Raw genomic sequence first — 23,586 nt, forward strand, 5'->3', positions numbered from 1 at the left:
AAAGTATTATTGCTCACATCTGAACCTCAAAAACCTAACCACCCTAGCCCCCATTCCCTACTAGTGAATGGGGGTTTCAAATTCAAAGCCTTTTGACCTTTAAACTGATAAAAAATGAGCAATAAAAAATTTGCGGGCAAGCAAGCACACATTTTTCTGGTTTTCAGCATGAAAAAATCGCCCCCTGAATTCAGGAGGCGCATCACCAAGGTAGCGTAGAGACGCGAAATTTCGCGTCTCTATTTTTAGCTAGCAATGTATTCTTTGACATTGGCACGACGGCGACGCAGATGAGCTAAAGCTTGATGCTCTAACTGACGGACGCGTTCGCGGCTAAGATTTAATCTCTCACCCACTTTTGCCAATGACATTTCATTACCATCTTCTAAACCAAAGCGTAAACCTACAACTTCTCGCTGTTGCGGGGTTAGTTCTGCTAGCAGGTTGTTCAAGTCTTGGCGTAAGAATTCCTGGTTGGTGTAATACTCTGGTGATGGGCCATCATCTTCGAGCATTTCTTGCAACTCAGTATCCTGGTTTTCACCAACTCGCACATCCAAAGACACAGGTTGACGAGCCATATTCAGATACTCGCGAATCTGAGTCGGTTCTAGTTCTAGTTCTTTGGCAATTTCAGCTGGAGTTGGCGATCGCCCCAAGGTTTGAGCCAACTCGCGCTGCACTTTTTTGATTTTGTTCAGTTTCTCGGTAATGTGGATTGGTAAGCGAATAGTACGTCCTTGTTGAGCGATCGCCCGAGTAATTGCTTGGCGAATCCACCAGTAAGCGTAAGTCGAGAACTTATAACCCCTCGTCGGGTCAAATTTCTCCACACCCCGCTCTAATCCTAGTGTTCCTTCCTGGATTAAATCCAGAAACTCCATATTTCGCTTTTGGTATTTTTTGGCAATAGCGACGACCAAGCGCAAATTCGCTTCGATCATTTTTTGTTTTGCCCGCTTACCTTGCGCCACCGTTTGTTGCACATCGGTTTCCGATTGTTCAACGTAGTCAGCCCACTCTGACATATCCGGTTCGCGTTGCAACTTCTTCGCTAAAACTTCCTTGGCGTCGATGAGCGTCATCATTTGTTGCACTTGCTTCCCAAAGACAATTTCTTGTTCACGGGTTAGCAGTGGTACACGACCAATTTCTCGCAGATAGGTTCGCACCATATCAGCCGTGAATTTGGTGTTGAGGTTTTCGGTTTGTGTATTGACAGTAGGCATTGGTGCGATGTCCTCTACTTCGTAAAGATAATGTATGTTTTATTACTAAATTGGATGAGAAAAAGTAGTACATCTATCACGAAATATCGGGAGCTACCAAAAGTAATTAATCAATTGATACAGCCGTTGTTAAGACGGTAAGCCCCCAATGATAGGTTCCCCTACTTCCCTAAATTTTCAATTTTTTATAAGCACGCTGGTTATTTTTGAGAATTCTTCTCTTGGACAGTTACTAACACCGAGCGGTAAATCCGAAGTCGGTATGAGTTCTACTTAATTTATGATACGATAAATCAGGCAAAGAGTAAACTATCTTAAGATAAAACCTATCATTATAATTTAAAAGCAGCCGTTATATAAAAAATTTTTAAAGTTCCTCGAAATTGCTGACTACTTCTATAGTGACGCCAAAAACCCCTCTTCTGTTGCCAAAACTAGCGGGATAACCGAACTTAATTTGCTGTGATAATGGAGGGATGTCACGAATTGGACATTAGTCATTGGTCGTTTGCAAAGGACATAGAACCACTAGCGACTTCCCGCAGGATAGGACAATTGACAAATGACAATCTAAAATCCAAGGTCAGCTTTGGCTAATTCCGCAGCTGCAAATACTTCTGCGTCAGGTTTTTCTTCCCAAGCTGGCTCACCAATTTCTGCATAAAAAGTTGCGTCATAAGGACGTGTACGCACTACTACAGGCATAGGAACAGCATGACCCAATATTAAAGCTTGTTGTTTCGAGTCTAGCTTTGCCAATACCGATCGCAGTCCGCCACCACCAGATACACCTGTAAAAATCGCCTCAATGTCTTTTTCATCATTCAGCAAAGCAGTAATGCGAGTCCCAATTTGCGACATAACTTCATTATCAATTCCTGATGGACGTTGATCGACTACCAAAAGTGTGACAAAATACTTCCGCAGTTCGCGGGCAATAGTCCCAAAGATAGTACTTTGTACTACTGCGGGGTCAAGGAAACGGTGCGCCTCTTCAATGGTAATCATCAATGGCGTTGGGCGATCGCTAGGATTTTTGCTTTGTAGAAATTTGTCTGCTTTCTTGACGTAATGCTCGTGAATACGTCGGGTGATCATATTCGTCACCAACATATAAGAGAGCATATTAGACTGGGAACCAAATTCTATCACAACATTCTTCCCAGATTCCAGGCATTGCACAATTTTACTAATGTAATTCTGTGGACAAACTGCTCGCATATACTTCAAGCTATCCATCCGCAAGAGTTTGCGCTGTAATGCCATAATCGAGCCTTTGTGTCCCCGCTTCTCCTCGCAGAACATCTCGATTTCTTCGTTAGTCATATTCAGCAACTGGACAATCCAAGACTTGCCAAATTCGCTATACAAAATATTGGCGTTATCTAAGGCTGCGTCAGAGAGTCCTAAATCTCGGCTACATAACTTAATATCTTCAACTTCTATTTGCTCGTAACTCAAATAAAGTTCTTGAGCATCACGCACACCCCGACGCTTTGTCGATTCCGGGTCGAGGGTATAAACTTCCACTTTACTAGGAAAAAGTTGCTTTAATCCTTTAACCGTATTGACGTTCTTCCCTTCTGCAACAGCTTCCCAGCCATACTCAGAGTGCATATCAAAAATCAAGTTTACTGCCGCATTTTTACGGATAACACCAGCTAAAAGTAGCCGCGTGAGAAAAGATTTACCAGTACCAGATTTCCCAAAGACCCCATTACTCCGTTCCACGAAGCGATTCAAATCGATACAAACGGGCACATCCATATCTAATGGTTTGCCGATAGAAAAATTGCGCCTTTGGGGGTCATCTTCCCAGCCAAATACCCGGCGAAAATCGTCAACACTTGCTTCGTAAACTTGACTAAAGTGACTAGGAATAGTTTTAACCGGCAACAATTCTATCGTCGTGCTGGTTTGTGGCATAAATGAAGCTAAACCCGTCACCGATGGCAGGAAAGGATTTGCCGATTTACCATTTGTTGGGAAGAAAGATTCTTCAGTTTCGGGAGTGAACATCAACATCGGCGCGAGGTTGATAGTACCATAAGTACCACTTCCGGCTAAAACATCTCGTAAAAAAGTGTCTTCCCAGCTGGGGGGATTAGCAATAATTCGGGCATTAGCAGCTCCCAATGCTACATCTGTCAGCATACAAAAAAAACGCGATCGCATCCCTTGCACAACAAGAAATTTACCCACCCGCATATCTTCCACAGAAATGTCAGGATGCAATCGTACTTCTAAACCTTCAGTTAGAGAACCTTGAATGACCGAACCTAATGGCTGTGCCGAATTCATCTGATTAGTCATTTGTCATTTGTCACTTGTACTGAGCGTAGTCGAAGTATTGGTCATTGGTCATTTGTCTTGAGTTATTCTCTCCCAGTCCCCAATCCCCAATCCCCAGTACCTAATCAATCTGAATCGAAGTTGGCGCACTTCCCGTTACTGGAGTGGTACTAATTAACGGTGTGCGGAATTGGGCGTAAAGGCGATCGCGCCAAGTGAAGAATGGTTCATAATCTATATTCTCGGCAAAGATTGGCAATCCTTTACCTCTGATAGAAGCTGGTAAATCCAGATAGGGCCCAGGAGGAAACTTGAGTAATATCGATAAGCCAGCCACCGCTAAGTCAGCTAAAGTCGGCTCATCTCCTGTTAAATAGGGACTATCTGCCAATAATAATGTTAAGGCTTCCAAGTCTTGTTTTAAAGATGCGATCGCTGACTTTATCACATCTGGGCTGTAACCGACGCCAAAACCCAAGACTGTCAGTACGTCACTAGGTACTCCTTGAACCAGACTTTTAAATATATCTGGTGTTGAGGTGGGTAATAAAGACTTACGGAAATTTTGATCTTCGCTTATGGCAGCAAATAGTGCTTTGCGACCTTTAATACCTATCGACTCATCCGCCCATTCTTCTATTAATAAAGTTAAACCCCGTTGTTTAGGATCTTGCGGTATTATGGGGCGATGGGGATACTCTAAGTCTAAATACTTAGCTATTTCTGTAGAATCTGCAATATACTTATTACGATCCTTTAATACTGGCACTTGTTTTTGACCAGTCAGCCGGAACAGTTCTACCTGTCCAATCCCAGGTGTAACCTCGATTTTGCGGTAATCGAGTCCTTTAAAATTTAGAATTAGGCGCACTTTCTCTGAGTATTGAGAGAGTTCCCATTGGTATAATTCCAGCATGTGTTCTATCTCTTATAACTGGTCAACTTATTAACTTTACAATTGTATCTTTAGTTTAAGTAATTTTTATTAGTATTAGTTAGTTAGCTGTCTATTTAATTGACATTAGAGTTTAACTGATGCCTAATTTTTGGCAAAATTGTCGATTTAAAAAATATTGTTTTCTGATTGATTAAAATCTTAAATAACTAAGTAATTTAATTCAGTATATATATGAATAGACCTAACCCCTCATTAGTAGGTTTTCAACAGTTACTTCAATTTTTATCAGCGTTACCCTACGTTAAAATATTTCGGTAATTAATTCTGTGCTTTTGCTGAATAATCAATGGTTAATTATGAGATAAGTAAATCTACGGATAAAGAAATATAAATTTGAAGTAGAGTGGGTTATGCCTTAGGCTAACGTACCTTGAATGTGTTAACAGTGCGTTGCACGACACACCATACATTTAAATTTCTTAATATAGTAGACGGAAATATTAATGTCAACTTACTTATAGCCTTCTTTTCTATGTAATTTAGGATTTATGAATCAACTATTAATTTACGTACAAGTTTGTATATAAATTTGCTTTTAAATATAATCTTTCTTGAAAGTCATTGTAACTCTTAATTTGTAGATGTGAGATTTTTACACTTTCTTAAAGTTTGCGTTATCCAAGTGGAGCTTTTTAACTCATTTTAGTGTAATGGAGAAAATTTGTTTAACTTACATGAAATATATGGTAGATATATTTCATACTTATCAGCAGGAGTAGAGGTTAAACATTTTACTTCAATAGCACGAATTATTCTAGAGAAAAATCTTACTTCCCTCTTGAGTTAGATTTTGTGCATAGCAAAATGTTATAAATCTTTATGTCATCTGTGAACAAAAAGAAAAACAAAATTTATGAAGGCAAATTACAGCAAATTACTGACCACGTTGGCAGGCATAGCGGGATTTACTAGTTTCAGCGTCCTCATTACTTTGCCATCTGATGCCAAAGAGGTACTAAATCCTAACCCCAGTATTTTCAACGAAGCCCCCTATAACCGAGGTCAACGCCTTCAAGCAAACACTCAATACACAACTGCTGAGGCTGTTTCTTCAATAGAAAAGGGCAATACCAAACGCAAATCAGTAGCGCAGAATAGTGGTGGAACGCTAAATCCCAAACCAAGTATTTTCAACGAGCCTCCATATAACCGTGGTGGTGGTAGTGTGACACCTAGTGAACCTACACCTCCTAGCGAATCTACACCTCCTAGTGAACCTACATCCCCTAGTAAACCTACACCCCGCACCCCACGTTCTATCCCACAAACTCAACCTACCACACCACCGACTCAGACACCAACTACAACTCCACCAGGACCAGGGGCAAGTGATAATCAAGGCAAAAATTTGTTAGCCTTGGCAGAGTCAAACGCTTCCTTTACTACGTTGACCAAGGCTTTGAAAGCAGCAGGATTGACCGGAACTTTGCAAGGCAAAGATAACTTAACTCTTTTTGCACCCACAGATGCAGCTTTTGCGAAGTTACCAGCAGATGCTTTGCAAGAATTGTTAAAGCCAGATAACAAAGAAGTATTGCTCAAGATTTTAACTTACCATGTGGTGACTGGTAAGTTATTGTCTACTGATTTGAAGTCTGGCGAAGTTAAAAGCCTTGAAGGCGGAACAATCAACGTAAAAGTTGATCCTGCTACTGGTGTTACCGTTAATGATGCTAAAGTCACACAGGCAGATATCACAGGTAGTAACGGCGTAATCCACGCAATTGATCAAGTGATTTTACCTCCTGACTTGTAGTTTTACGGTATCAGCACAACTGGTAATATAACTAGATTTGCATAAAGTATTAATAGGTTAAAATTCCGTTCAGATGTTAATTTTGGACGGTTTTTTGTTTGCAGTCAGCTTTTGATCTTTATCTTGCATTTCTAAAAGTTCAGGAATAGTAACAAATTTATAGCCCTGTTTCCGAAAGTTGGCAATAATTTCTGGTAAAGCTTGCACAGTTTTAGAGCGATTACCACCACCATCATGCATTAGCACAATTCCACCTGGCTTGGCCCTTTTAAACACATTATTAATTAATTTTGGTACAGCAGGACGTGAGTAGTCTACAGAGTCAGATGACCAGCGAATGATGGCATATTTGCTATTTCTAGCGTAACTAGCCACCCCATTGTGCATGAGTCCCCCTGGTGGTCGAAATAAATTTGTTTTAATCCCTGTCACTTGATAAATCAAGTCTGCTGTGTGGTCAATTTCATAGGCAGCTGCTTGTGGATTTAAGAATTGATACCAATGATGCCAAGTGTGATTACCAATTACTTGACCCTCAGCAATCTCCCGCTTCACTAAGCCTGGATAATTCTTCACGTTTTGCCCAATGAGAAAAAATGTCCCTTTTATCTGATTTTTTTTGAGAATATCCAGTACTTGCCCGGTACTCCCAGGCCATGGCCCATCGTCAAAGGTGAGCGCAATTACTTTCTGTTCGGGAGTCAATTTTGCCGCATCAACTATTGCCCCTTGAAAACGTAGTGGCACAGTATATGAAAAACCTTTTGTTTGTACTTGTTGCTGCCAACTTCTAAGCATCGTCGCTTTTAGTTCTTCAATCTGCTGCTGAATTCCAACTTTGCTTGTATTCTCTGTACTTTGAGCATTAGAGGAACTTGACTTAATAAGTATGATCGTACTAGCACTCACACTGCCACTCAAGACAAGCAACGTAACTAATATTTTTTGCAGACCAAAAAATGACTTATTGTCGTCCACTTCATAGCTCCTTCAAGGTCAAACCATCTTTTTTTCACAATGATTATGGCAGCTTTTTATACTCTGTAAGCCTTGCCATACAAGCTACAGTTATGATTGGTATATTTTTTTTAGTTAGCTCCAATCCTAACTTTGAAAAAATACCTTACTCAATGGATAATCTAATATCTATAAGCAAAACCCTCACTATGAAGTGAGAACCTTCTTAGGTATTAATTTTTGTAATCTATAGGGCATGAGAGGAATTTCGATAACCGTAAAAGGCAATTAAAATAATTCGTAATTTAGTTTTGTAACGAAGATAAAGACAAGAGCCACAAAACTTGCCACTTCTTAGTTGCAAAGGACTTAACTCCCTATAATTTGTTAATCCTGCCTGATTAACTGTGAATTTCAATGTAGGCTAAATATTGCATATCCTATTGACGAAGCCATTGCAAAATTATGACAAAGATGTGACCTTCCTTGAGTAATGACGCTAGAAAGGAAACTTGTTAAAAAATTTCTTTGATCCCCAACCGCATAAGACGATTGAATACCATTAACTGCTAAAAATTCTGCAAATAATGCTTGAGAGTGAGTCGGAAAATTCTGCACGCTTGTTTCTATCTCAAAAAAGGGACTTCTTATAAATCATCCATTTTGTGGGGCAAGATGCTCACCCCACAAGAAGTAACAGGATACTTTTTATTTAGAAATCCCTTAACAAACAGGTTACAAGCTTGACATTACATCGCGTGCAACTGCTAAAGTCTGCTCAATGTCTTCTTCAGTGTGAGCAAAAGACGTAAACCCAGCTTCAAATTGAGAGGGTGCTAAGTAAACACCGCGCTCTAACATCCCGCGATGGAAGCGTCCGAATTTGGCTGTATCAGACTTTTTCGCATCTTCGTAGTTATGAACTGGGCCAGAGGTAAAGAATAAGCCAAACATAGCGCTGATTTGACCGCCGCAAGCTGCATGACCAGTTTCTTTAGCAATTTGCAGCAAACCATCTGCTAGCTTTTTAGTAATCTGCTCAAGAGACTCGTAAGTACCTGGCTTTTGCAGCAATTCTAAAGTCTTAATACCAGCAGTCATTGCCAAAGGATTACCAGAAAGAGTCCCAGCTTGATATACGGGGCCAGCGGGCGCAACCATTGACATAATATCTCGGCGACCGCCATAAGCCCCTACTGGCAAACCACCACCAATCACCTTACCCAAGGTTGTTAAATCGGGAGTGACGCCAAATTTTTCTTGAGCGCCACCGTAAGCAATGCGGAAGCCTGTCATCACTTCATCAAATACCAATAAAGCTCCATACTCCTGAGTGAGTTCCCGTAATCCTTCTAGGAAGCCAGCGTCAGGCGCAATAAATCCAGCATTACCGACGACTGGCTCAAGAATCACACCAGCAATCTCATCGCGGTTTTCTTCAAATAAAGCTTTGACTGCTTCTAGGTCATTGAAAGGTGCAGTTAAAGTGCTGCTAGTTGCTGCTTTAGGTACTCCTGGTGAGTCTGGCAAGCCAAGTGTGGCAACACCAGAACCCGCCTTTACTAAAAACGTATCGGCGTGTCCGTGGTAGCAACCTTCAAATTTAATGATTTTGTCTCGGTTGGTGAAAGCCCGCATCAGCCGCAAAACTCCCATACAGGCTTCAGTTCCTGAATTAACAAATCTGACCATTTCGATACTAGGAACGGCATCGATGACCATTTCTGCCAAAACATTTTCTAGAACTGAGGGAGCGCCAAAACTGGTGCCTTTTTCTAAAGCTTCATGCAACGCTGCAATTACTTCTGGATGAGCATGACCGCAAATAGCTGGGCCCCAAGTGCCTACATAGTCTATGTATTTATTGCCATCTACATCCCAAATATACGCGCCTTTAACACGATCAAAAACGATGGGTTGTCCACCCACAGATTTAAAGGCACGAACTGGAGAACTGACTCCTCCGGGCATGAGGTTTTGAGCAGCGGCGAAGACTTCTTGTGATTTTGTTGTTTTAATTGTGGTATTTACCAAAGTTCTCTCCTAACAGTGGGCAATAAAACGCTCTATCTTAGGATAGGGTCAAACACTGCTTAGAATTTCTATCCTATAAAATTAGCTGAACCAAAAAAATAACAATATGTTATGCAAGTCCAATGAAGACTTGACTTTAGATATTTAATTCCAAAAAATATACCGGCTAGCCTATTTTGAATGGTATCGTGAATCCATAAATTATTCTCATGAGAGCAAACTAGCTAGTATGTCTTCTAACGATTCGCGATCGCTGCATTACACTATCCCGGTTGAGAAAATTCGCTACGATGAACGGGGTCTGGTGCCTGCAATTGTCCAAGACTATCTAGATGGTACTGTCCTGATGATGGCGTGGATGAATCAGGAGTCGTTACAAAAGACTTTAGAAACTGAAGAAACTTGGTTTTGGAGCCGTTCCCGGCAAGAGTTGTGGCACAAGGGGGCGACTTCTGGGCATATCCAAAAAGTGCAAAGTATCCGTTATGACTGTGATAGTGATGCGCTCCTGATTGGGGTAGAACAATTAGGAGATATTGCCTGCCATACTGGAGAACGTAGTTGTTTTCACCAAATAGAAGAAAAAATTGCTCCACCACCAGGGGATACATTGTCGCAATTGTTTCAAATAATATGCGATCGCCGCGATAATCCTACTGAAAGTTCTTACACTTGTAAACTATTTGCAGGTGGCGATAACAAGATTTTGAAAAAAATCGGTGAGGAAACCGCTGAGGTGGTAATGGCTTTTAAGGATGATCAAGAAGATGCGATCGCAGGTGAAGTGGCTGATTTATTATATCATACTTTGGTTGCCTTAGCTCACCATCAAGTTGATTTAAAATCTGTATATCGCAAGCTGCAAGAACGTCGTCAATAGAGTAAAGATAAGCGCATATCTGTGCGCTCCTACTCAGCCAAAATTCGATTCAGGTACTGTAAAATTGCCACAGCGATCGCTACACTGAAGATGAAGCCTAACCAGTAAGTATTAGTAATAATTTGTGGTTGATCTAATGCCCATCCACCCAAAGGTTGACCAATAAAATAGCCAACACCCCAACACAAAGCGTTGATAGAGAAATACACACCGCGTTGATTTTCTGGGGCTAACTCAGTCACTAAAGAAGCAGCAGATGGGGTATAGGAAACAATCGCCACAGCAAGTACTCCCAATGCTAATGTTACCCAAAGCAGATGATGAGATGAGACTGTACCGCTTACCCAAATCAGTCCAAAGCCAATTGCCCAGAAAATGGCAGAAACAGTGAGTGCAAGTGTATGAGAACAGCGTTTTAAGATGCTGGTGACAGGCAACTGACAAATAATTGCGAACACCAGATGCCAAGCAAATAGTCCGCTAATGGTAGTTTCAGTAAATCCTTCAGTAGTACTTTCGACAAGGACAAAATTTTTGAAGTAAAGCGGTAGGGTGCTGTGGATTTGAGAAATATAAATTGTAAAGAATATATTAACTACTATGTAGACTAGGAAACGCCAATCTCTTAATACTGCCATCCAAGCAGCAATAAGTTCTGTCTTTTCAGATGACTCTATCTGCTGTTGTTCAGTTTCACTAATCCCAACATAGATAACTCCAAAAAATAGCATGAAAGAGATGGCATCAATGATAAATAGCCATCGATAATTCCCAATTATGGCGATCAAAAATCCAGCTAGCACAATTCCAATCGCTAACCCAAGATTATCAGCTAGTCGAGCGATCGCAAAAGTTTCCCGACGATTGTCAATTTCGCTAGCGTCAGCAACCACAGCTTCAGCCGCTGGCCAATAGAAACCTATTCCTAAACCGCTAATCAAGCTACCGATTACTAGAGAAGTGAAATTATTGGTTGCAGCTAAAACTAGAGAAGCAATTGCTAAAATCGCCGTCGCTAGCAACAAAGTGCGGCGGCGTCCCCAGTATTCAGAATCAGCCAAAGAACCACCTGCAATCCGCCCTACAATGCCGGAAATCGAGGCGCTACCCAAGGCTACCCCAACACTGGTTGCAGATAAACCAAGTTGATTAACAAAAAAGATGGGGGCGTAAAACACGGTAAAGCCAGTACCAACTTCCGAGAGAAATCTACCAGTTGCGAAAATCCAAACCTGGGGATGTATCGAAGGCAACCACGATGATAACTGAGATTGAGAAGCTAATTTCATCAGCTTAAATGTCATAATTTGATGACATTTTTGTAATTCTTATCATTGGCTACTATTTTCCTCACTAATTCCACAGGGTTTCCACAGGCATTTTAGCAGTTTTCCACAGGTGCTATACGAGCTAATAGGCTTCTTGCTGTCTTGCTGGGGATTGTTGATTACAACTAGCAAAGAAGTTTAAAGACTGAGTTTTTATGAAGTAAAGTAACAAAAAATTGGCTTAAAGTCTGATTATTTCGTTCGTATTTATTTTTTATACAATCGTTTTTAACATTTCGCAGCATTGACAAACCCACCCCCTCTTGGCGCACAATGATGCGGCTTGCTTTTGTAATCCGTTCAACTGTTGGCATCAAATATGTAAAATATATTACTATTAGATGTAAGTGTAGATTGTCGGGATAGCAAAAGAGCGTGTGAAGCCCTAAACCGCTTTAACGCAAGCAACTTGTCCCTCTTGATTATCCTCATAGGAGGAAAATCTTATGAAAGCAACGGTTAGCATCTTTACAGAAATTCCTGAAACACTCCACGAATCCTTAAAAAACTACTTAGAAACCCATCCCGATTGGGATGAAAACAGAGTATTGACGGCAGCGCTATCATTGTTTTTACTCCAAAATGGAGATAGCGATCGCCGTGCTGCGCGAGTCTATCTGGAAACTTTGTTTCACCACTCCACAGTAGAAATACCCTGTACTGACTCACCAGCAACAGCTAATTTACTAGACACCCTATAGGTACTGGTATAAAGGGTATTATTCCACGATGAATGGGGCACGGTATGCCGTGCCCCATTCACGGGATTTTAAGCTCATAGCGATCGGCAATATTAGAATAAAAAAGATCGGTAGATTCCGATCCTTAAAAAAGTTCTAATAGTTTTTCTTATTGCCAAAAGTAGTTGGTAACAGGGCAGAATTTACCTTTGTTCTCAGTCTCTGACTGGGAATACCTATGTTGAGGCTGCTGGTTCCCTGACTTATAGTGGCAGCCCTATGAGTAGCATTTCCAGACAGAGGCTAGAAACGGGGTTTTAAGGGGATTTATAGCTTAAGTTGACGCTAATGCACAGCTATGTACCCTACAAACTCCCATTTAAACACCGTTATATCTACCAAAACAGTCACATACAAAGAAATATTTTCCAGTGGATTCTCTCCCCTGTCCACTATCTGAGATAGATAAATAAATATCTCAAATAACTGTTTGGTCTGTATTTGAAAAATATCTACCTATTTTGATTGTCTCAATTTATCTTTTACTAAAATCAAAGAAATTCACTAATGGCTCTCCCAAGAGTTAACAGTCTAAGAGTTAAAAAACTCTAGACTATAAACTCAAGACTTGCCTTCCAACTGCTGGGGGTGAGCAGCAGATTCAAACTTATAGCCTACGCCACGTACAGTTTGAATTAATGCTGGCTGACTAGCATCAATTTCAATCTTCTTGCGAATTTGGCCAATATGAACATCTACAACCCGCTGGTCACCGACATATTCATAATCCCACACCTCTTGGATTAGTTCTGCTCGCCGCCAAACTCGACCTGGATGACTAGCTAAAAAATGCAACAAGTCAAATTCCAGAGCAGTTAAGGGTACTGGCTGGTTATTAAGTGCTACCTCCCGTCGCACTGGATCAATCATAAGTTTTTCAAATACCAAGCGTTTCTGCTCGGCTGTAGTTATCACTCGCTGACGCCTCAAAATAGCTCCGACTCTGACTTCTAGCTCACCTAGTCCAAAAGGCTTGGTGAGATAGTCGTCGGCACCTTTAGCAAAACCGCGAATTTTGTCAGCTTCGTCAGCACGGCTAGTCAACATCAAAACAAAAACACCATTACGACCTTGCATCTCTTGGCAGAGGTTAAACCCTGTGACATCTGGTAAATTCACATCTAGAATCACCAAATCAGGGTTAAATTGCTCAAATAGATTTAGGGCTGTCTTTCCATCTTCGGCAGCCTCCACCTGATAGTTCTGCTTAATCAAAAAGCGTTGGATTAAATTCCGAACCGCAGGGTCGTCGTCAACTACAAGAATCTTGGCAGGAGCCATGACCATTACTTTGCACAAAAATTCGTAAGATTAACAAGAGAGTTGCGTAAAAACGCAGTTGCCACTTGGGGACTAATTAAGAATCTACATGGCTACGGTATAAGAATCCTGATCGTTCAAAAATAAATACTTTAATCAGGATTGTGGGCAATGAGAAGGCAAAACTTCTGTTAGCCAACAGTATATAAGCGCTCTGACTTTAACTGCAACCGTTTTTGATAGCAAGACACCTTCTCGATCCCAGTTAGGTGGTAACTTAAAACGTTTCAATTTTAAATCGATATGTGGATATATACCACAAGCGATTATTCAGTATAATTAAAAAAACTGTTTTAGGGCACAGTAAGTTGCCAAATTTGAAACAGTAAATTTGATTTTTTCATAAAAACGATGAATTTTAGGTACTCTCCGTTCAAATTCTAGATTAAAGCTAGAATTAGACAACGACATGAGGGTATACACGGAGTTATAGCGATATGTTAAAGTGACTATAGTTGAAATTACAAAGTCGATCAAACTAACCCGTGCTACTATCCTGGTAGGGCATATAAATAGGTCGAGACTTTAGTTTCGATCAAAATAAAACCTAAAGCTGTTTTTTATTCGATAAAAGACTGCGGCTTGACTGAGGCTGAAGTAACAAACTCCCATGAGCGATCAAAATCCCTACGAAAAACTTGGGGTATCAGAAGAGGCTAGCTTCGATGAAATTCAGGATGCTCGTAATCACCTATTCGAGCAACATAATGGCGATGCCAAGCATTTAGAAGTGATTGAAGCGGCTTACGATGCGATTTTAATGGATCGCTTACGGATGCGCCAGGAAGGTAAAATCAAAGTCCCTGAGCGGATACGGTTTCCAGAGTTGCGAGTGCAATCGCCTCCGAAAGAAAGTCCAACCCCTCGCGAGCAGTCACCCGCATGGCTGCAACGGATGCTGGATCAGCCAACGCCTGCGGATATACTCTTACCAGGAGCTTGGTTTCTCGGTTTGAGTTCTATTAGCCTGTTCTATCCAGAGGGAGGCGATCAGGTTTTGCAGTTAGCATTGGTGGTTGGCGTAGGCACTAGTATTTACTTTCTTAATCGCAAGGAAGGCAAATTTGGCCGAGCAGTTTTGTTTACCCTGGTCAGTTTAATAATTGGCCTCATCGTTGGGGGACTAGTTGCTAGCTTGCTCTTACCACAAATATCATTTATTAGTCTGGAAACGAATCAGTTCTCTACTGTAGTGACGTTTATATTGTTGTGGTTAGTTAGTAGTTTTCTACGTTAAGCCACTGCTGTAAGCAGGTTTGTATAAAGAAGACATGGTTTATATATGTTCTTCTAAGATCGAAAAAGTCAGGAGTCAGAATACCTATTCTGACTCCTATTTTAATATTTGAATTTGCAACACGAATGCTGATTAATTGAATCTGTTGCAGCTACAAAACCTTTTAAACAAAGTGTTAAGCTCTTAGAACTAAATCTACAGCAGCGCTAAAATCCTTAACGATTAAGTCGGGGTGGTAAAGTTCTAGTTGGGTGCGATCGCGAATTCCAGATTCCACAGCCATCACCTTAATCCCATAATTTTTAGCTGCGGTAATATCGGCTTCCGTATCCCCCACCATCCAGGTATCAGCAGACGGGGGCAGTTCTTTTAATGCCCTAGCCATTAACAAGGGCTTATCTTCAATATCGCGAGTTTTAACATAGTCGTTAGTCAAGCAAAAACAACGATTTTCTGGAAAAAATCTCCCTAAATCGTGTTTTTGGAAGGCATAATCTAGTTCCCGAAATCGGCGCATCGTCATCACTGCCAAATCAATTCCAGCTTGTTGAATTTTTAACAGTGCATCCACAGCACCAGGCGCAAGAGTGTCATAGTGAAAGTAAGGTTCTGTATGCACAGTTTGCCGCCGCAACTGGGCGAATTCTTGGGCTTGGGCTTCGTCTAACCCGGAATTTAAGGCGATTTGTTTTTCAGGAACACGCGATCGCTTGAACTGCCAAAATTTTGCTTTCGGAAGTTCTTGCACTACTTGATCTGGGCGACGGGTTTTATCCAAGCAGAATTGATAAACGTGGTAGTACCGTTCGGAAACATCAATAATTGGGCCGTCGAAGTCAGTAATCAGTCTTAGCATCGGCGGAAAATGTTAATTTTTATTAAAATTATCTCAGATGTATGGGTATTTTTAGAGACTATTAAGTTCAACTAATTGTTTATTGATATTTTGTACTTAAGCATCATTGCAAAGTACCGCGTTTGATTTGTTCGCTTTCAATAGCTTCAAATAAGGCGCGAAAGTTACCTTCGCCAAAACCTTGAGCTTGGAAACGGCGTTCAATAAACTCAAAGAAAAATGTCGGCTGTTCAAATATTGGCTGGGTGAAAATTTGTAGTAATAAAGGTGCGGTATTTCCTCCTTCTGCAGGAGCATCTTCTTGCCAGTCCACCAGAATTTCCTGTTGAGCGATCGCTTCTAGTTCTAGAGGTGATAGTGTAATTCCTGGACGCTGTTTTAGCTGTGAGTAATAGGTTTGGGGAACTGAGAGTAAAGATAAACCACTGGCACGAAATTTAGCGATCGCACTCACAAGATTAGTCGTCCGCAAGGCAATATGTTGAATTCCTGGCCCCCGATTAACATTTAGAAATTCCTGAATTTGAGAATTGCTGGTAGCCGGCTCATTGATGGGCAATTGAACGCTACCATTGCGCGAAACCATTACCTGGCTGTGTAAAGCAGAGCGATTAGTTTTAATTTTAAATGCCTGCTGGGGTTGAAAATCTAAGATTTTTTCGTACCAAGCCACAGCACGATCTAATTCACCAACTGCTACATTTAGCACTATGTGATCTATGGCGATAAAAGTGTTGTCATTAGTTATTTGTCCTTTGTCATTAGTCATTTGTCCTTTGTTAAAAACCAATGACAAATGACCATTGACCAATGACCTTTCTATCAATGTATGAGTCAGTCCACCCCAAGCGGCAATTTTGCCACATTTGATGAATGCCTTACCCTCCTGGCGTTCCTGGATGGGTTGTAGGATTGTAGCACCATGTTTTTGAGCTAGGGCGATCGTGCCTTCGACATCTTCGACAGCAAAAGCGACATCTGCCACACCAGGTGGATATTGACGCAGAAACTCAGCTACTGGACTTGTAGGCAACAGTGGTGAAGACAGAAAAAAGCAGACATCACCATTTTTTACCACTTCTGTACAAGTGTGAAATGAACTGATGCGATCGGTTACTGCTTGAAAACCAAGATGGCGTACAAACCAATCCCGCCACACTTTGGCGTCTTCTACATAGAAATGAACGTGATCAATTTTCATATATATTGAAAATCAAGCATAACAGTTTATATATCTGTAAATTTTGCCTTTTTTGCTAGATTTTCACTTCTTTCCTAAGCAAGAATTATGTAAGCGTACTCCCACTCTAAAATAATAAATGACTATCAGGTTGAATGTTAATTTCCATTGGTACAGCTTGCGGTTCAGCAGAAAGGGCAAAGAAAATTGCATTGGCAGCAATTTCAGAACTAAGCATTTTTTTCCGGTCTACTTTTAGGTTGACGTTATCCCAAAAAGAGAATCTACCCTACCAAAGTAGAATAGCGTGAACTTGATACCAAAACGCTTGAGTTCCTCTGCCATGCACTTGCTAAAACCGACAACACCAAACTTAGAAGCAGAATAAGCCGCTGCCATCCCCATCGAATGCTTGCCCAGAATTTCTATCACATTACAGATGTGTGACCAGACTTGCGCTTTTGCATCTCTTCAGCAGCCGCTTGAGTGGTGTAAAAGCTACCTTTTAAGTTGACATCTAACATCTTGTCTAAATCAGCAGGTTCCAGGCTGTTGTAAGGCTTGAGTATACCAGCACCAGCTGCATTCATTAAAAAATCGATTTGACCAAACTTAGCGATGGTCTTTTTAATCAAAGTATCTACCTGTAGGGAGTCAGTAATATCGGTGGGAACAGTCAAAACTTCTCCTGGTAAATCAGCAGCCAGTGTAGTTAAACGAACTGCATCTCTAGCAGCCAATACTAACCGGACTCCGGTAGACGCAAGTTTTTGTGTTAAAGCTGAACCAATACCACCAGTAGCACCGACAATAACAACAACTTTATCTTGCATCGTATATTTATATTTCTTTACATCTTTTTACATAATATAGAATTACAGGCTCAGGTTGGACGTAAACATCCAGAAAGTATCTATTCGGAAAGTAGCGGAATTACCTCAAATTCCTTGCCATTCATTTTTAATCTAAATATGGAAGATGATTCTAAATATTTGGTAAAATTGGAACCTAATTTTAATTTTTTAATAATTGAATTAGGAGACTCTCCAGTTATTTTCCGTAACTCGGAACCTAGTTTAGACACAGATAATTTAGTTTGGGGAGACTTTGTTTGTATATCTTGAATAATTTTTAATAGTAATTTATTTAATATTTTTTCATTATGAATTTCGATAGCAGCTTCTTTTTCTTGAATAGATTGTGCAGATGAATCATCTATAATAGAAATAATTTCTTCAATTTATGGTTGCTTATGATTAAATTTATTATTAATATTAGCTCTTTGTTGAAATAAATTTGTAATAATTGCTAAACTGTGTAATCGGGTATTAATAGAATCTTGTTCGTTTTTAATTAAGTCTTGAATTTGCTCAACCACTTTTTCCAAGGATGGAACTTCTGTTACCATTGCTAAAGAATAATGAGTTAATTTGCCAGTATTTCGGTTTTCTATATGTAAAGTTTGCGCTTGTCTACGTACCCAATAGACAATTAATCCTTGGTTTTTGAGTTCGTTACAGAGGTGAATTAAAATTCCATCGTTAGAACAGACTAATATTTCTTTAACTGTTGGATAAGAGCGTACAATACAAGCACCGAAAGTAATCATTTTTGCATCAGCACTATCCTTACCCTCTGGTACGTGGACAAGTTGATAGCCACGGTTATATAGTTCAATATCTTGCTTTCCAATACTTGGATTTTTCCAGTTAGCAAATGCTATTTTAAATTGGAGAGTATACTTGCAGACACTAGCTAAAAATAATTCTGAACTAGCATCTAATTTTAAGTTCTCTACATCCAAAAGTAAAAGAGAGATTCCTGTTTCTAATTGATGTTCTATTTCAGTTTTTTGTTGAAATTTTTGGATAAATTGGCTGAATGCAGCAGATTCTAACCAAGCAGGTGATAATATAATTTGCAGCAGTTGTTCAGCTAATGTCAAACTAAAAGAGCTAAGACTTTTCTGTATAATTTTTTCATCTGATAGATTTTTTACTAAAGAAATTTCTGTGGCTTCAGCCGTAGATACTTTAGTATGTCCGTTGCTGTTAGCAAGCAAGTCAGTTTCTAGGGAATGAGAGAATGCAGGCTCAAGGAATTGCTTACCACAATTTTTGCAGAGGTAATTCTGCTTGTCATTCCGACGACCATTTTTACGGTATGAAGTAGATTTGCACTGGGGACATTTCATATTATGATTCAGATGGTCTAGAGCAGATACTTGCTTTAAATATATAGTATAAAAAAATACTGTAAACATCAGATCGCATTGCCCAACACAAGGAAAACTTAAAGCAAGCGGAAATTCATTTAACCCCTCATTTCCACTTGCACCATATAGTAACGCTCTGAATGGCTAGAATTTAAGAAACACTTCAAATGATGCGAGCAAAAACATAGTCGCGGGTGCGAGAATCCACAGGGTTCGTAAAGATTTTATTTGTAGTACCAAATTCAACCATTTGAGTAATCCGATTTTCAGTACTATAAAAGAAAGCCGTAAAATCAGATAGGCGAGTAACTTGCTGGATATTGTGAGTAACTATTACAATTGTCAACTCAGAACGCAAGTTATGAATCAAATTCTCGATTTTCATACTACCCATAGGATCGAGACCTGAACAAGGCTCATCCATCAAAAGAACATTCGGCTTGACCGCTAAAGCACGGGCAATACATAATCTTTGTTGTTGACCGCCAGAAAGCTCTAAAGCAGATTTGTGCAGCTTATTTTTCACTTCATCCCAAAGCTCGGCAGCTTTAATGGCAGATTCAACAATTCCATCTAATTCTACTTTCGGATGCCATCCAATTAATTTCACCCCATAAGCAACATTATCGTAAACGCTCATGGGAAAAAGATTTGGTTTGGGAAAAACCATACTAACTTGGCGACGTAAACGATTGATGTTGACACGACGCTCATAAATACTCTGCCCAAAAAATTCTACTTTTCCTTCAACTCTCACATCTCCTTCTAATTCACTCATGCGATTTAACGATTTAAGAAAAGTAGACTTACCACAACCACTAGAACCAATAATTGCCGTGACTTGGTTTTGATAAATATCCATTGACACGCCTTCAACTATCTTTTTAGTTTCGTAATATAAGCTGAAGTTTTTGACTCTGATGGCTGGAATTAGTTTACTCATATTCCCAAAACGTCTGAAACAAAACTTGACAAACTAAAACAGTACAAATCAACAATGCTGTTTCACTATGTTACTCCCAAAAGGATATATTCATGGAACTTACGTAGCTATACAACACCAATACAGCAAATAAAGTGTTACTAGATACTTGTATCAAAACTGTGTTTCAAAATGTATCTTTTACAGACTTTTTATACCTACCTTTTGCACGTTGACCTATATACCATCCTTGCTTATAAAAAAGGATTAGGTCTAGTTCGATTTAAAATAGTGACGTATAAATAAAAATACGAGTATCCTACAGCAGATTTAAAGTTGGTAAGATAGACAAGCAAAGTCTGTAACCCAGATATAAAGGGTGTTTGACTCCTAAATTCTGAATTACCCTGTATATAACCCTTTTCTGTCACTCTCCAGGAGGGCGATCGCTAGAAGCTTGATGAAGCAATCAATACAAGCTATACTATTAGAAAAAAATTGGTCTTGGATTTGTTCTTAGAAAAGAATCGCGCGATGCCTGCGGTTTTTGCTAGCTTACGCTTGCTATACAAAAGCTCTAGAATTTAGAAATGGCAAATGTTTTCGGAGACTGACAGAAGAGGGTTATGTCATAGATAGTGAGGAACTAGTTTTTTATAAAGATAAATTAGTAACTTTTGTAAGCTACATTTTTTGAGTATCTTCTAGTACAAGCTATATCCACAAAAATCAGTAATTCACGCCTGAAAGTACCTTAACCGAAACGTCCTGAAATGTAGTCGCGGGTGCGAGGGTCTAGTGGGTTGTTAAAGATTTGCTCTGTAGCGCCAAATTCAACCATTTGACCAATCCGACTTTCATCGGTGCTAAAGAAAGCTGTAAAATCAGAAACGCGAGCGGCTTGCTGCATATTATGGGTAACGATCGCAATCGTCAACTCAGACTGCAAACTATGGAGCAGTTCCTCAACTTTCATGGTAGCGATGGGGTCAAGAGCCGAGCAAGGCTCATCCATCAGTAAAACTTTCGGCTTGACTGCTAAAGCACGGGCAATACATAATCTTTGTTGTTGACCACCAGAAAGCCCTAAAGCGGATTTATCCAGCTTATCTTTCACTTCATCCCAAAGAGCAGCGCTTTTAAGGGCAGATTCGACAATTTCATCTAATTCTAATTTTGAATATCTACCTGCTATTCTCATTCCGTAAGCAACATTTTCGTAAATGCTGATCCCAAAAGGATTTGGTTTTTGGAACACCATACCAATTTGGCGGCGTAATCGATTGATGTTGACACGAGGAGCATAAATATTCTGACCAAAAAATTCTACATCTCCTTCAACTTTTACAGGCCCTTCCAATTCACTAATGCGATTTAGAATTTTAATGAAGGTAGATTTACCACAACCACTAGGGCCAATAATTGCAGTTACTTTGTTCTGATAAATATTTATTGACACCTTTTCAATAGCTTTTGTTGTGCCATAGTAAAAGCTGACATTTTTCACTTTGATAGCTGGAATTAGGTTACTCATACTTACTAAAGTGCGAAATAAAAATTTATCAAAATAGAATTCAGAAGTTAGGATGAATATTATAGAATTCTCATTTTAATAACTAAGCGAGAGAGAATACTGACAGATAAAATTAAACCGAGTAGAACTATAGAAGTAGTCCATACTAATTGACTTTTTTGTGGATCGGGGTCGTTGTAGAGGTTAAAAATCAATACTGGTAAGGAAGCTGTTGGACTTAACAATCCTTCTGACCAATCTAGACTAAATAAGGCAGTAAAAATTAAGGGTGCTGTTTCACCAGCAGCACGAGCTACAGCTAACAAAATGCCTGTGGTAATTCCGGGGATTGCAGTAGTCACAACTATGCGAAAAGTCGTTTGAGAGCGAGTTCCACCTAAAGCAGCAGAGGCGAGGCGTTGAGATATAGGAATAAGTTTTAAGGATTCTTCTGTTGTCAATATAATTACAGGTAGCATAATCACAGCTAAAGCAAAACCACCTGCGATCGCACTAAATCCTTTAGTTACTAAAACTATCACACCATAAGCAAACACGCCTACAACAATTGAAGGCACGCCTGTAAGAATACTAGTGACAAAACGAACAATACTAATAACTGGATTAATTTGGCTAAATTCTGCTAAGAAAATTCCTGTCACGATTCCTGTGGGAATGCTTAAAATAGCACCAATTATCACCATAATTATGGTTCCCAAGATGGCATTGCCAAAGCCATTATCAATAACTGCTTTGACAAACATTTCTGATTTGAGTCCAGAGATTCCCCGGATGAAAATTTCCCACAAAATTGATAATAAAGGAATGAGTACTAGACCTGTAAGACCAAAGGCGATCGCATTCATTGCATAGGTAAATATTACTCGTTCTGTTGGTAGAGGCGTGCATAATTCTACCGCCAGAGATTTATCCGTTTCTGACTGAATATAATCACTCATAATTTTGAAAGTTTTTGATTGATAAATGTTTGACTACACTGAGTCTTTATAGTTATTTCAATGTGAAATAATATTATTTATTTTTTCTGCTAACCCATTTCACTAAGATTACAGCGCCAAGATTTACAGTTAGAGTCAATCCAAATAAAATTAATGCCAAATAGCTTAAAGCTCCTATGTGCAAACCTGGTTCAGCTTCGGCAAATTCATTAGCTAATACAGAGGGAATTGTATAACCTGGATCGAGTAAAGAAACGCTGATTTGAGCAGAGTTACCAATTACCATAGTTACAGCCATTGTTTCACCCAAAGCACGTCCTAAAGCAAGCATTGCTGCACTCACTATTCCAGAAAATCCAGATGGTAGCAAGACTCGAAAAATTGTTTCCCAACGGGTTCCACCTAAAGCCATAGATGCACTACGTAATTCTTTAGGGATAGCCATTAAAACATCACGACTAATTGCCGCCATTGTAGGCAAAATCATGATGGCGAGAATAACTCCAGCAGTCAACATATTAGTCCCAGAAGGATCTTCTGTATTAAATAGTGGTATCCATTTAAAAGTGCTGGCTAACCACTTTTGTAAAGGTTCTAGAACTGGAATAAAGACAAAAATCGCCCACAAACCAATAATTACACTGGGAATTGCGGCAATTAATTCAACAACAAATGCTAGGGTAGTTCGCAGTGATATAGGTAAAAAATTTTCACTTGTGACCAAGGCTACCGCTATTCCCACTGGGACAGCGAATAAAATAGCGATCGCACTACTTACCAAAGTTCCATAAATATAGGGTAATGCACCAAAAATCTGATTACCTGTATCCCAATCTTGTCCCCACAAAAACCCCATTCCAAACTGCTTAATGGCTGGTAGAGCTTCGTGTAAAATTACCCAACTCATTAACAATAGTACTGCAATAGTAATCACAGCAAAAAAGTATACTAGCCATGTAAAGCCTTGGTCAAACCAGAAATTTGTGCCGCTGGTAGTAGTTAGATTGAAATTTTCATCGCCTAGATTTGAATCATCTGATAAATTTGCCATTATAAATCAATAAAATAGTTTTTTCTTACTGCAAGTTATTAACTCAGTCTATTAGGGGAGGAAAATAGTAAAATAATCCCCCTAAACCTTTTAAAAGGGGGATATATTCAAAGCATTCTTCCCTTTTTAAGGGGATAGAGGGATCTCTTGTGTGTAAGT

Annotated in this window: 17 protein-coding genes and 2 pseudogenes; 4 read left to right on the plus strand and 15 right to left on the minus strand. The window is 39.7% G+C overall.

All coding sequences use genetic code 11. The annotated features are described in order from the left end of the window. Positions 1 to 245 precede the first annotated feature (245 nt). From V7K89_RS34160 to V7K89_RS34170, 3 genes are all read right to left on the minus strand, one after another. Entirely contained in the window at positions 246 to 1,229 is a 984-nt protein-coding gene (locus tag V7K89_RS34160; RefSeq protein WP_335195312.1) for an RNA polymerase sigma factor, RpoD/SigA family, read from the minus strand. 570 nt (positions 1,230 to 1,799) lie between these two features. Next, positions 1,800 to 3,530: an ATP-binding protein gene (locus tag V7K89_RS34165; protein ID WP_335195341.1), complete on the minus strand. Its 1,731-nt coding sequence runs from the start codon at positions 3,528 to 3,530 to the stop codon at positions 1,800 to 1,802. 112 nt (positions 3,531 to 3,642) lie between these two features. Next, positions 3,643 to 4,437, minus strand: coding sequence for a glutathione S-transferase (locus V7K89_RS34170; RefSeq protein ID WP_335195313.1), 795 nt, complete (start codon positions 4,435 to 4,437; stop codon positions 3,643 to 3,645). Positions 4,438 to 5,332: 895 nt separating this feature from the next. Here V7K89_RS34170 and V7K89_RS34175 point away from each other — a divergent pair. Then, the gene (locus V7K89_RS34175) at positions 5,333 to 6,235 is read left to right on the plus strand and encodes a fasciclin domain-containing protein (RefSeq protein ID WP_335195314.1); all 903 of its coding nucleotides are present in this window, start codon (positions 5,333 to 5,335) and stop codon (positions 6,233 to 6,235) included. Between the two features lie 69 nt (positions 6,236 to 6,304). Here the strand turns inward: V7K89_RS34175 and V7K89_RS34180 are convergent, their stop codons facing one another. Further along, complete coding sequence (locus V7K89_RS34180) at positions 6,305 to 7,213, minus strand: polysaccharide deacetylase family protein (RefSeq protein WP_335195315.1); 909 nt, start codon at positions 7,211 to 7,213, stop codon at positions 6,305 to 6,307. A 714-nt stretch (positions 7,214 to 7,927) separates the two neighbouring features. Further along, on the minus strand, positions 7,928 to 9,226 hold the full coding sequence (gene hemL, locus V7K89_RS34185; protein ID WP_335195316.1) for a glutamate-1-semialdehyde 2,1-aminomutase: 1,299 nt from the start codon (positions 9,224 to 9,226) through the stop codon (positions 7,928 to 7,930). Positions 9,227 to 9,455: 229 nt separating this feature from the next. Here hemL and hisIE point away from each other — a divergent pair, with 229 nt between their 5' ends. Further along, the gene (gene hisIE, locus V7K89_RS34190; RefSeq protein WP_335195317.1) at positions 9,456 to 10,106 is read left to right on the plus strand and encodes a bifunctional phosphoribosyl-AMP cyclohydrolase/phosphoribosyl-ATP diphosphatase HisIE; all 651 of its coding nucleotides are present in this window, start codon (positions 9,456 to 9,458) and stop codon (positions 10,104 to 10,106) included. 29 nt (positions 10,107 to 10,135) lie between these two features. On the opposite strand, the gene V7K89_RS34195 is transcribed toward hisIE, so the two are convergent. Further along, positions 10,136 to 11,395: an MFS transporter gene (locus V7K89_RS34195; protein WP_335195318.1), complete on the minus strand. Its 1,260-nt coding sequence runs from the start codon at positions 11,393 to 11,395 to the stop codon at positions 10,136 to 10,138. Between the two features lie 485 nt (positions 11,396 to 11,880). Between V7K89_RS34195 and V7K89_RS34200 the strand changes: the two are divergent. Then, positions 11,881 to 12,072 (plus strand): annotated as a pseudogene (locus V7K89_RS34200) (DUF2811 domain-containing protein); the annotation flags it as partial. A gap of 663 nt (positions 12,073 to 12,735) precedes the next feature. Here the strand turns inward: V7K89_RS34200 and V7K89_RS34205 are convergent. Beyond that, positions 12,736 to 13,455, minus strand: coding sequence for a response regulator transcription factor (locus V7K89_RS34205; protein WP_335195319.1), 720 nt, complete (start codon positions 13,453 to 13,455; stop codon positions 12,736 to 12,738). Positions 13,456 to 14,104: 649 nt separating this feature from the next. Between V7K89_RS34205 and V7K89_RS34210 the strand changes: the two genes are divergently transcribed. Continuing rightward, a complete protein-coding gene (locus V7K89_RS34210; protein WP_335195320.1) occupies positions 14,105 to 14,731 on the plus strand; it encodes a CPP1-like family protein in 627 nt (208 codons plus the stop codon). A 175-nt stretch (positions 14,732 to 14,906) separates the two neighbouring features. On the opposite strand, the gene V7K89_RS34215 is transcribed toward V7K89_RS34210, so the two are convergent. The 8 genes and pseudogenes from V7K89_RS34215 to pstC all read right to left on the minus strand — a co-directional run bounded on the left by V7K89_RS34215 (position 14,907) and on the right by pstC (position 23,427). Beyond that, the gene (locus tag V7K89_RS34215) at positions 14,907 to 15,587 is read right to left on the minus strand and encodes an HAD family hydrolase (RefSeq protein ID WP_335195321.1); all 681 of its coding nucleotides are present in this window, start codon (positions 15,585 to 15,587) and stop codon (positions 14,907 to 14,909) included. Between the two features lie 103 nt (positions 15,588 to 15,690). Further along, positions 15,691 to 16,788 (minus strand): 4-hydroxyphenylpyruvate dioxygenase, encoded by a 1,098-nt coding sequence (hppD, locus tag V7K89_RS34220; protein WP_335195322.1) that lies wholly within the window; start codon positions 16,786 to 16,788, stop codon positions 15,691 to 15,693. Between the two features lie 106 nt (positions 16,789 to 16,894). Continuing rightward, positions 16,895 to 17,600: pseudogene (locus tag V7K89_RS34225) on the minus strand (SDR family oxidoreductase). Positions 17,601 to 18,007: 407 nt separating this feature from the next. Continuing rightward, complete coding sequence (locus V7K89_RS34230; protein WP_335195323.1) at positions 18,008 to 19,030, minus strand: IS1/IS1595 family N-terminal zinc-binding domain-containing protein; 1,023 nt, start codon at positions 19,028 to 19,030, stop codon at positions 18,008 to 18,010. 115 nt (positions 19,031 to 19,145) lie between these two features. Beyond that, positions 19,146 to 19,925, minus strand: a complete 780-nt coding sequence (locus V7K89_RS34235) for a phosphate ABC transporter ATP-binding protein (RefSeq protein ID WP_335195324.1) — start codon at positions 19,923 to 19,925, stop codon at positions 19,146 to 19,148. Between the two features lie 733 nt (positions 19,926 to 20,658). After that, the gene (pstB, locus tag V7K89_RS34240; RefSeq protein ID WP_335195325.1) at positions 20,659 to 21,438 is read right to left on the minus strand and encodes a phosphate ABC transporter ATP-binding protein PstB; all 780 of its coding nucleotides are present in this window, start codon (positions 21,436 to 21,438) and stop codon (positions 20,659 to 20,661) included. A 59-nt stretch (positions 21,439 to 21,497) separates the two neighbouring features. Beyond that, entirely contained in the window at positions 21,498 to 22,376 is an 879-nt protein-coding gene (gene pstA, locus V7K89_RS34245) for a phosphate ABC transporter permease PstA (RefSeq protein ID WP_335195326.1), read from the minus strand. Positions 22,377 to 22,449: 73 nt separating this feature from the next. Continuing rightward, positions 22,450 to 23,427 carry a phosphate ABC transporter permease subunit PstC gene (pstC, locus tag V7K89_RS34250; RefSeq protein ID WP_335195327.1) on the minus strand — a complete coding sequence of 326 codons (978 nt, stop codon included), beginning with the start codon at positions 23,425 to 23,427 and terminating at the stop codon, positions 22,450 to 22,452. Positions 23,428 to 23,586 lie beyond the last annotated feature (159 nt).

The organism is Nostoc sp., from assembly GCF_036917515.1.
Taxonomy (GTDB): Bacteria; Cyanobacteriota; Cyanobacteriia; order Cyanobacteriales; family Nostocaceae; genus Nostoc.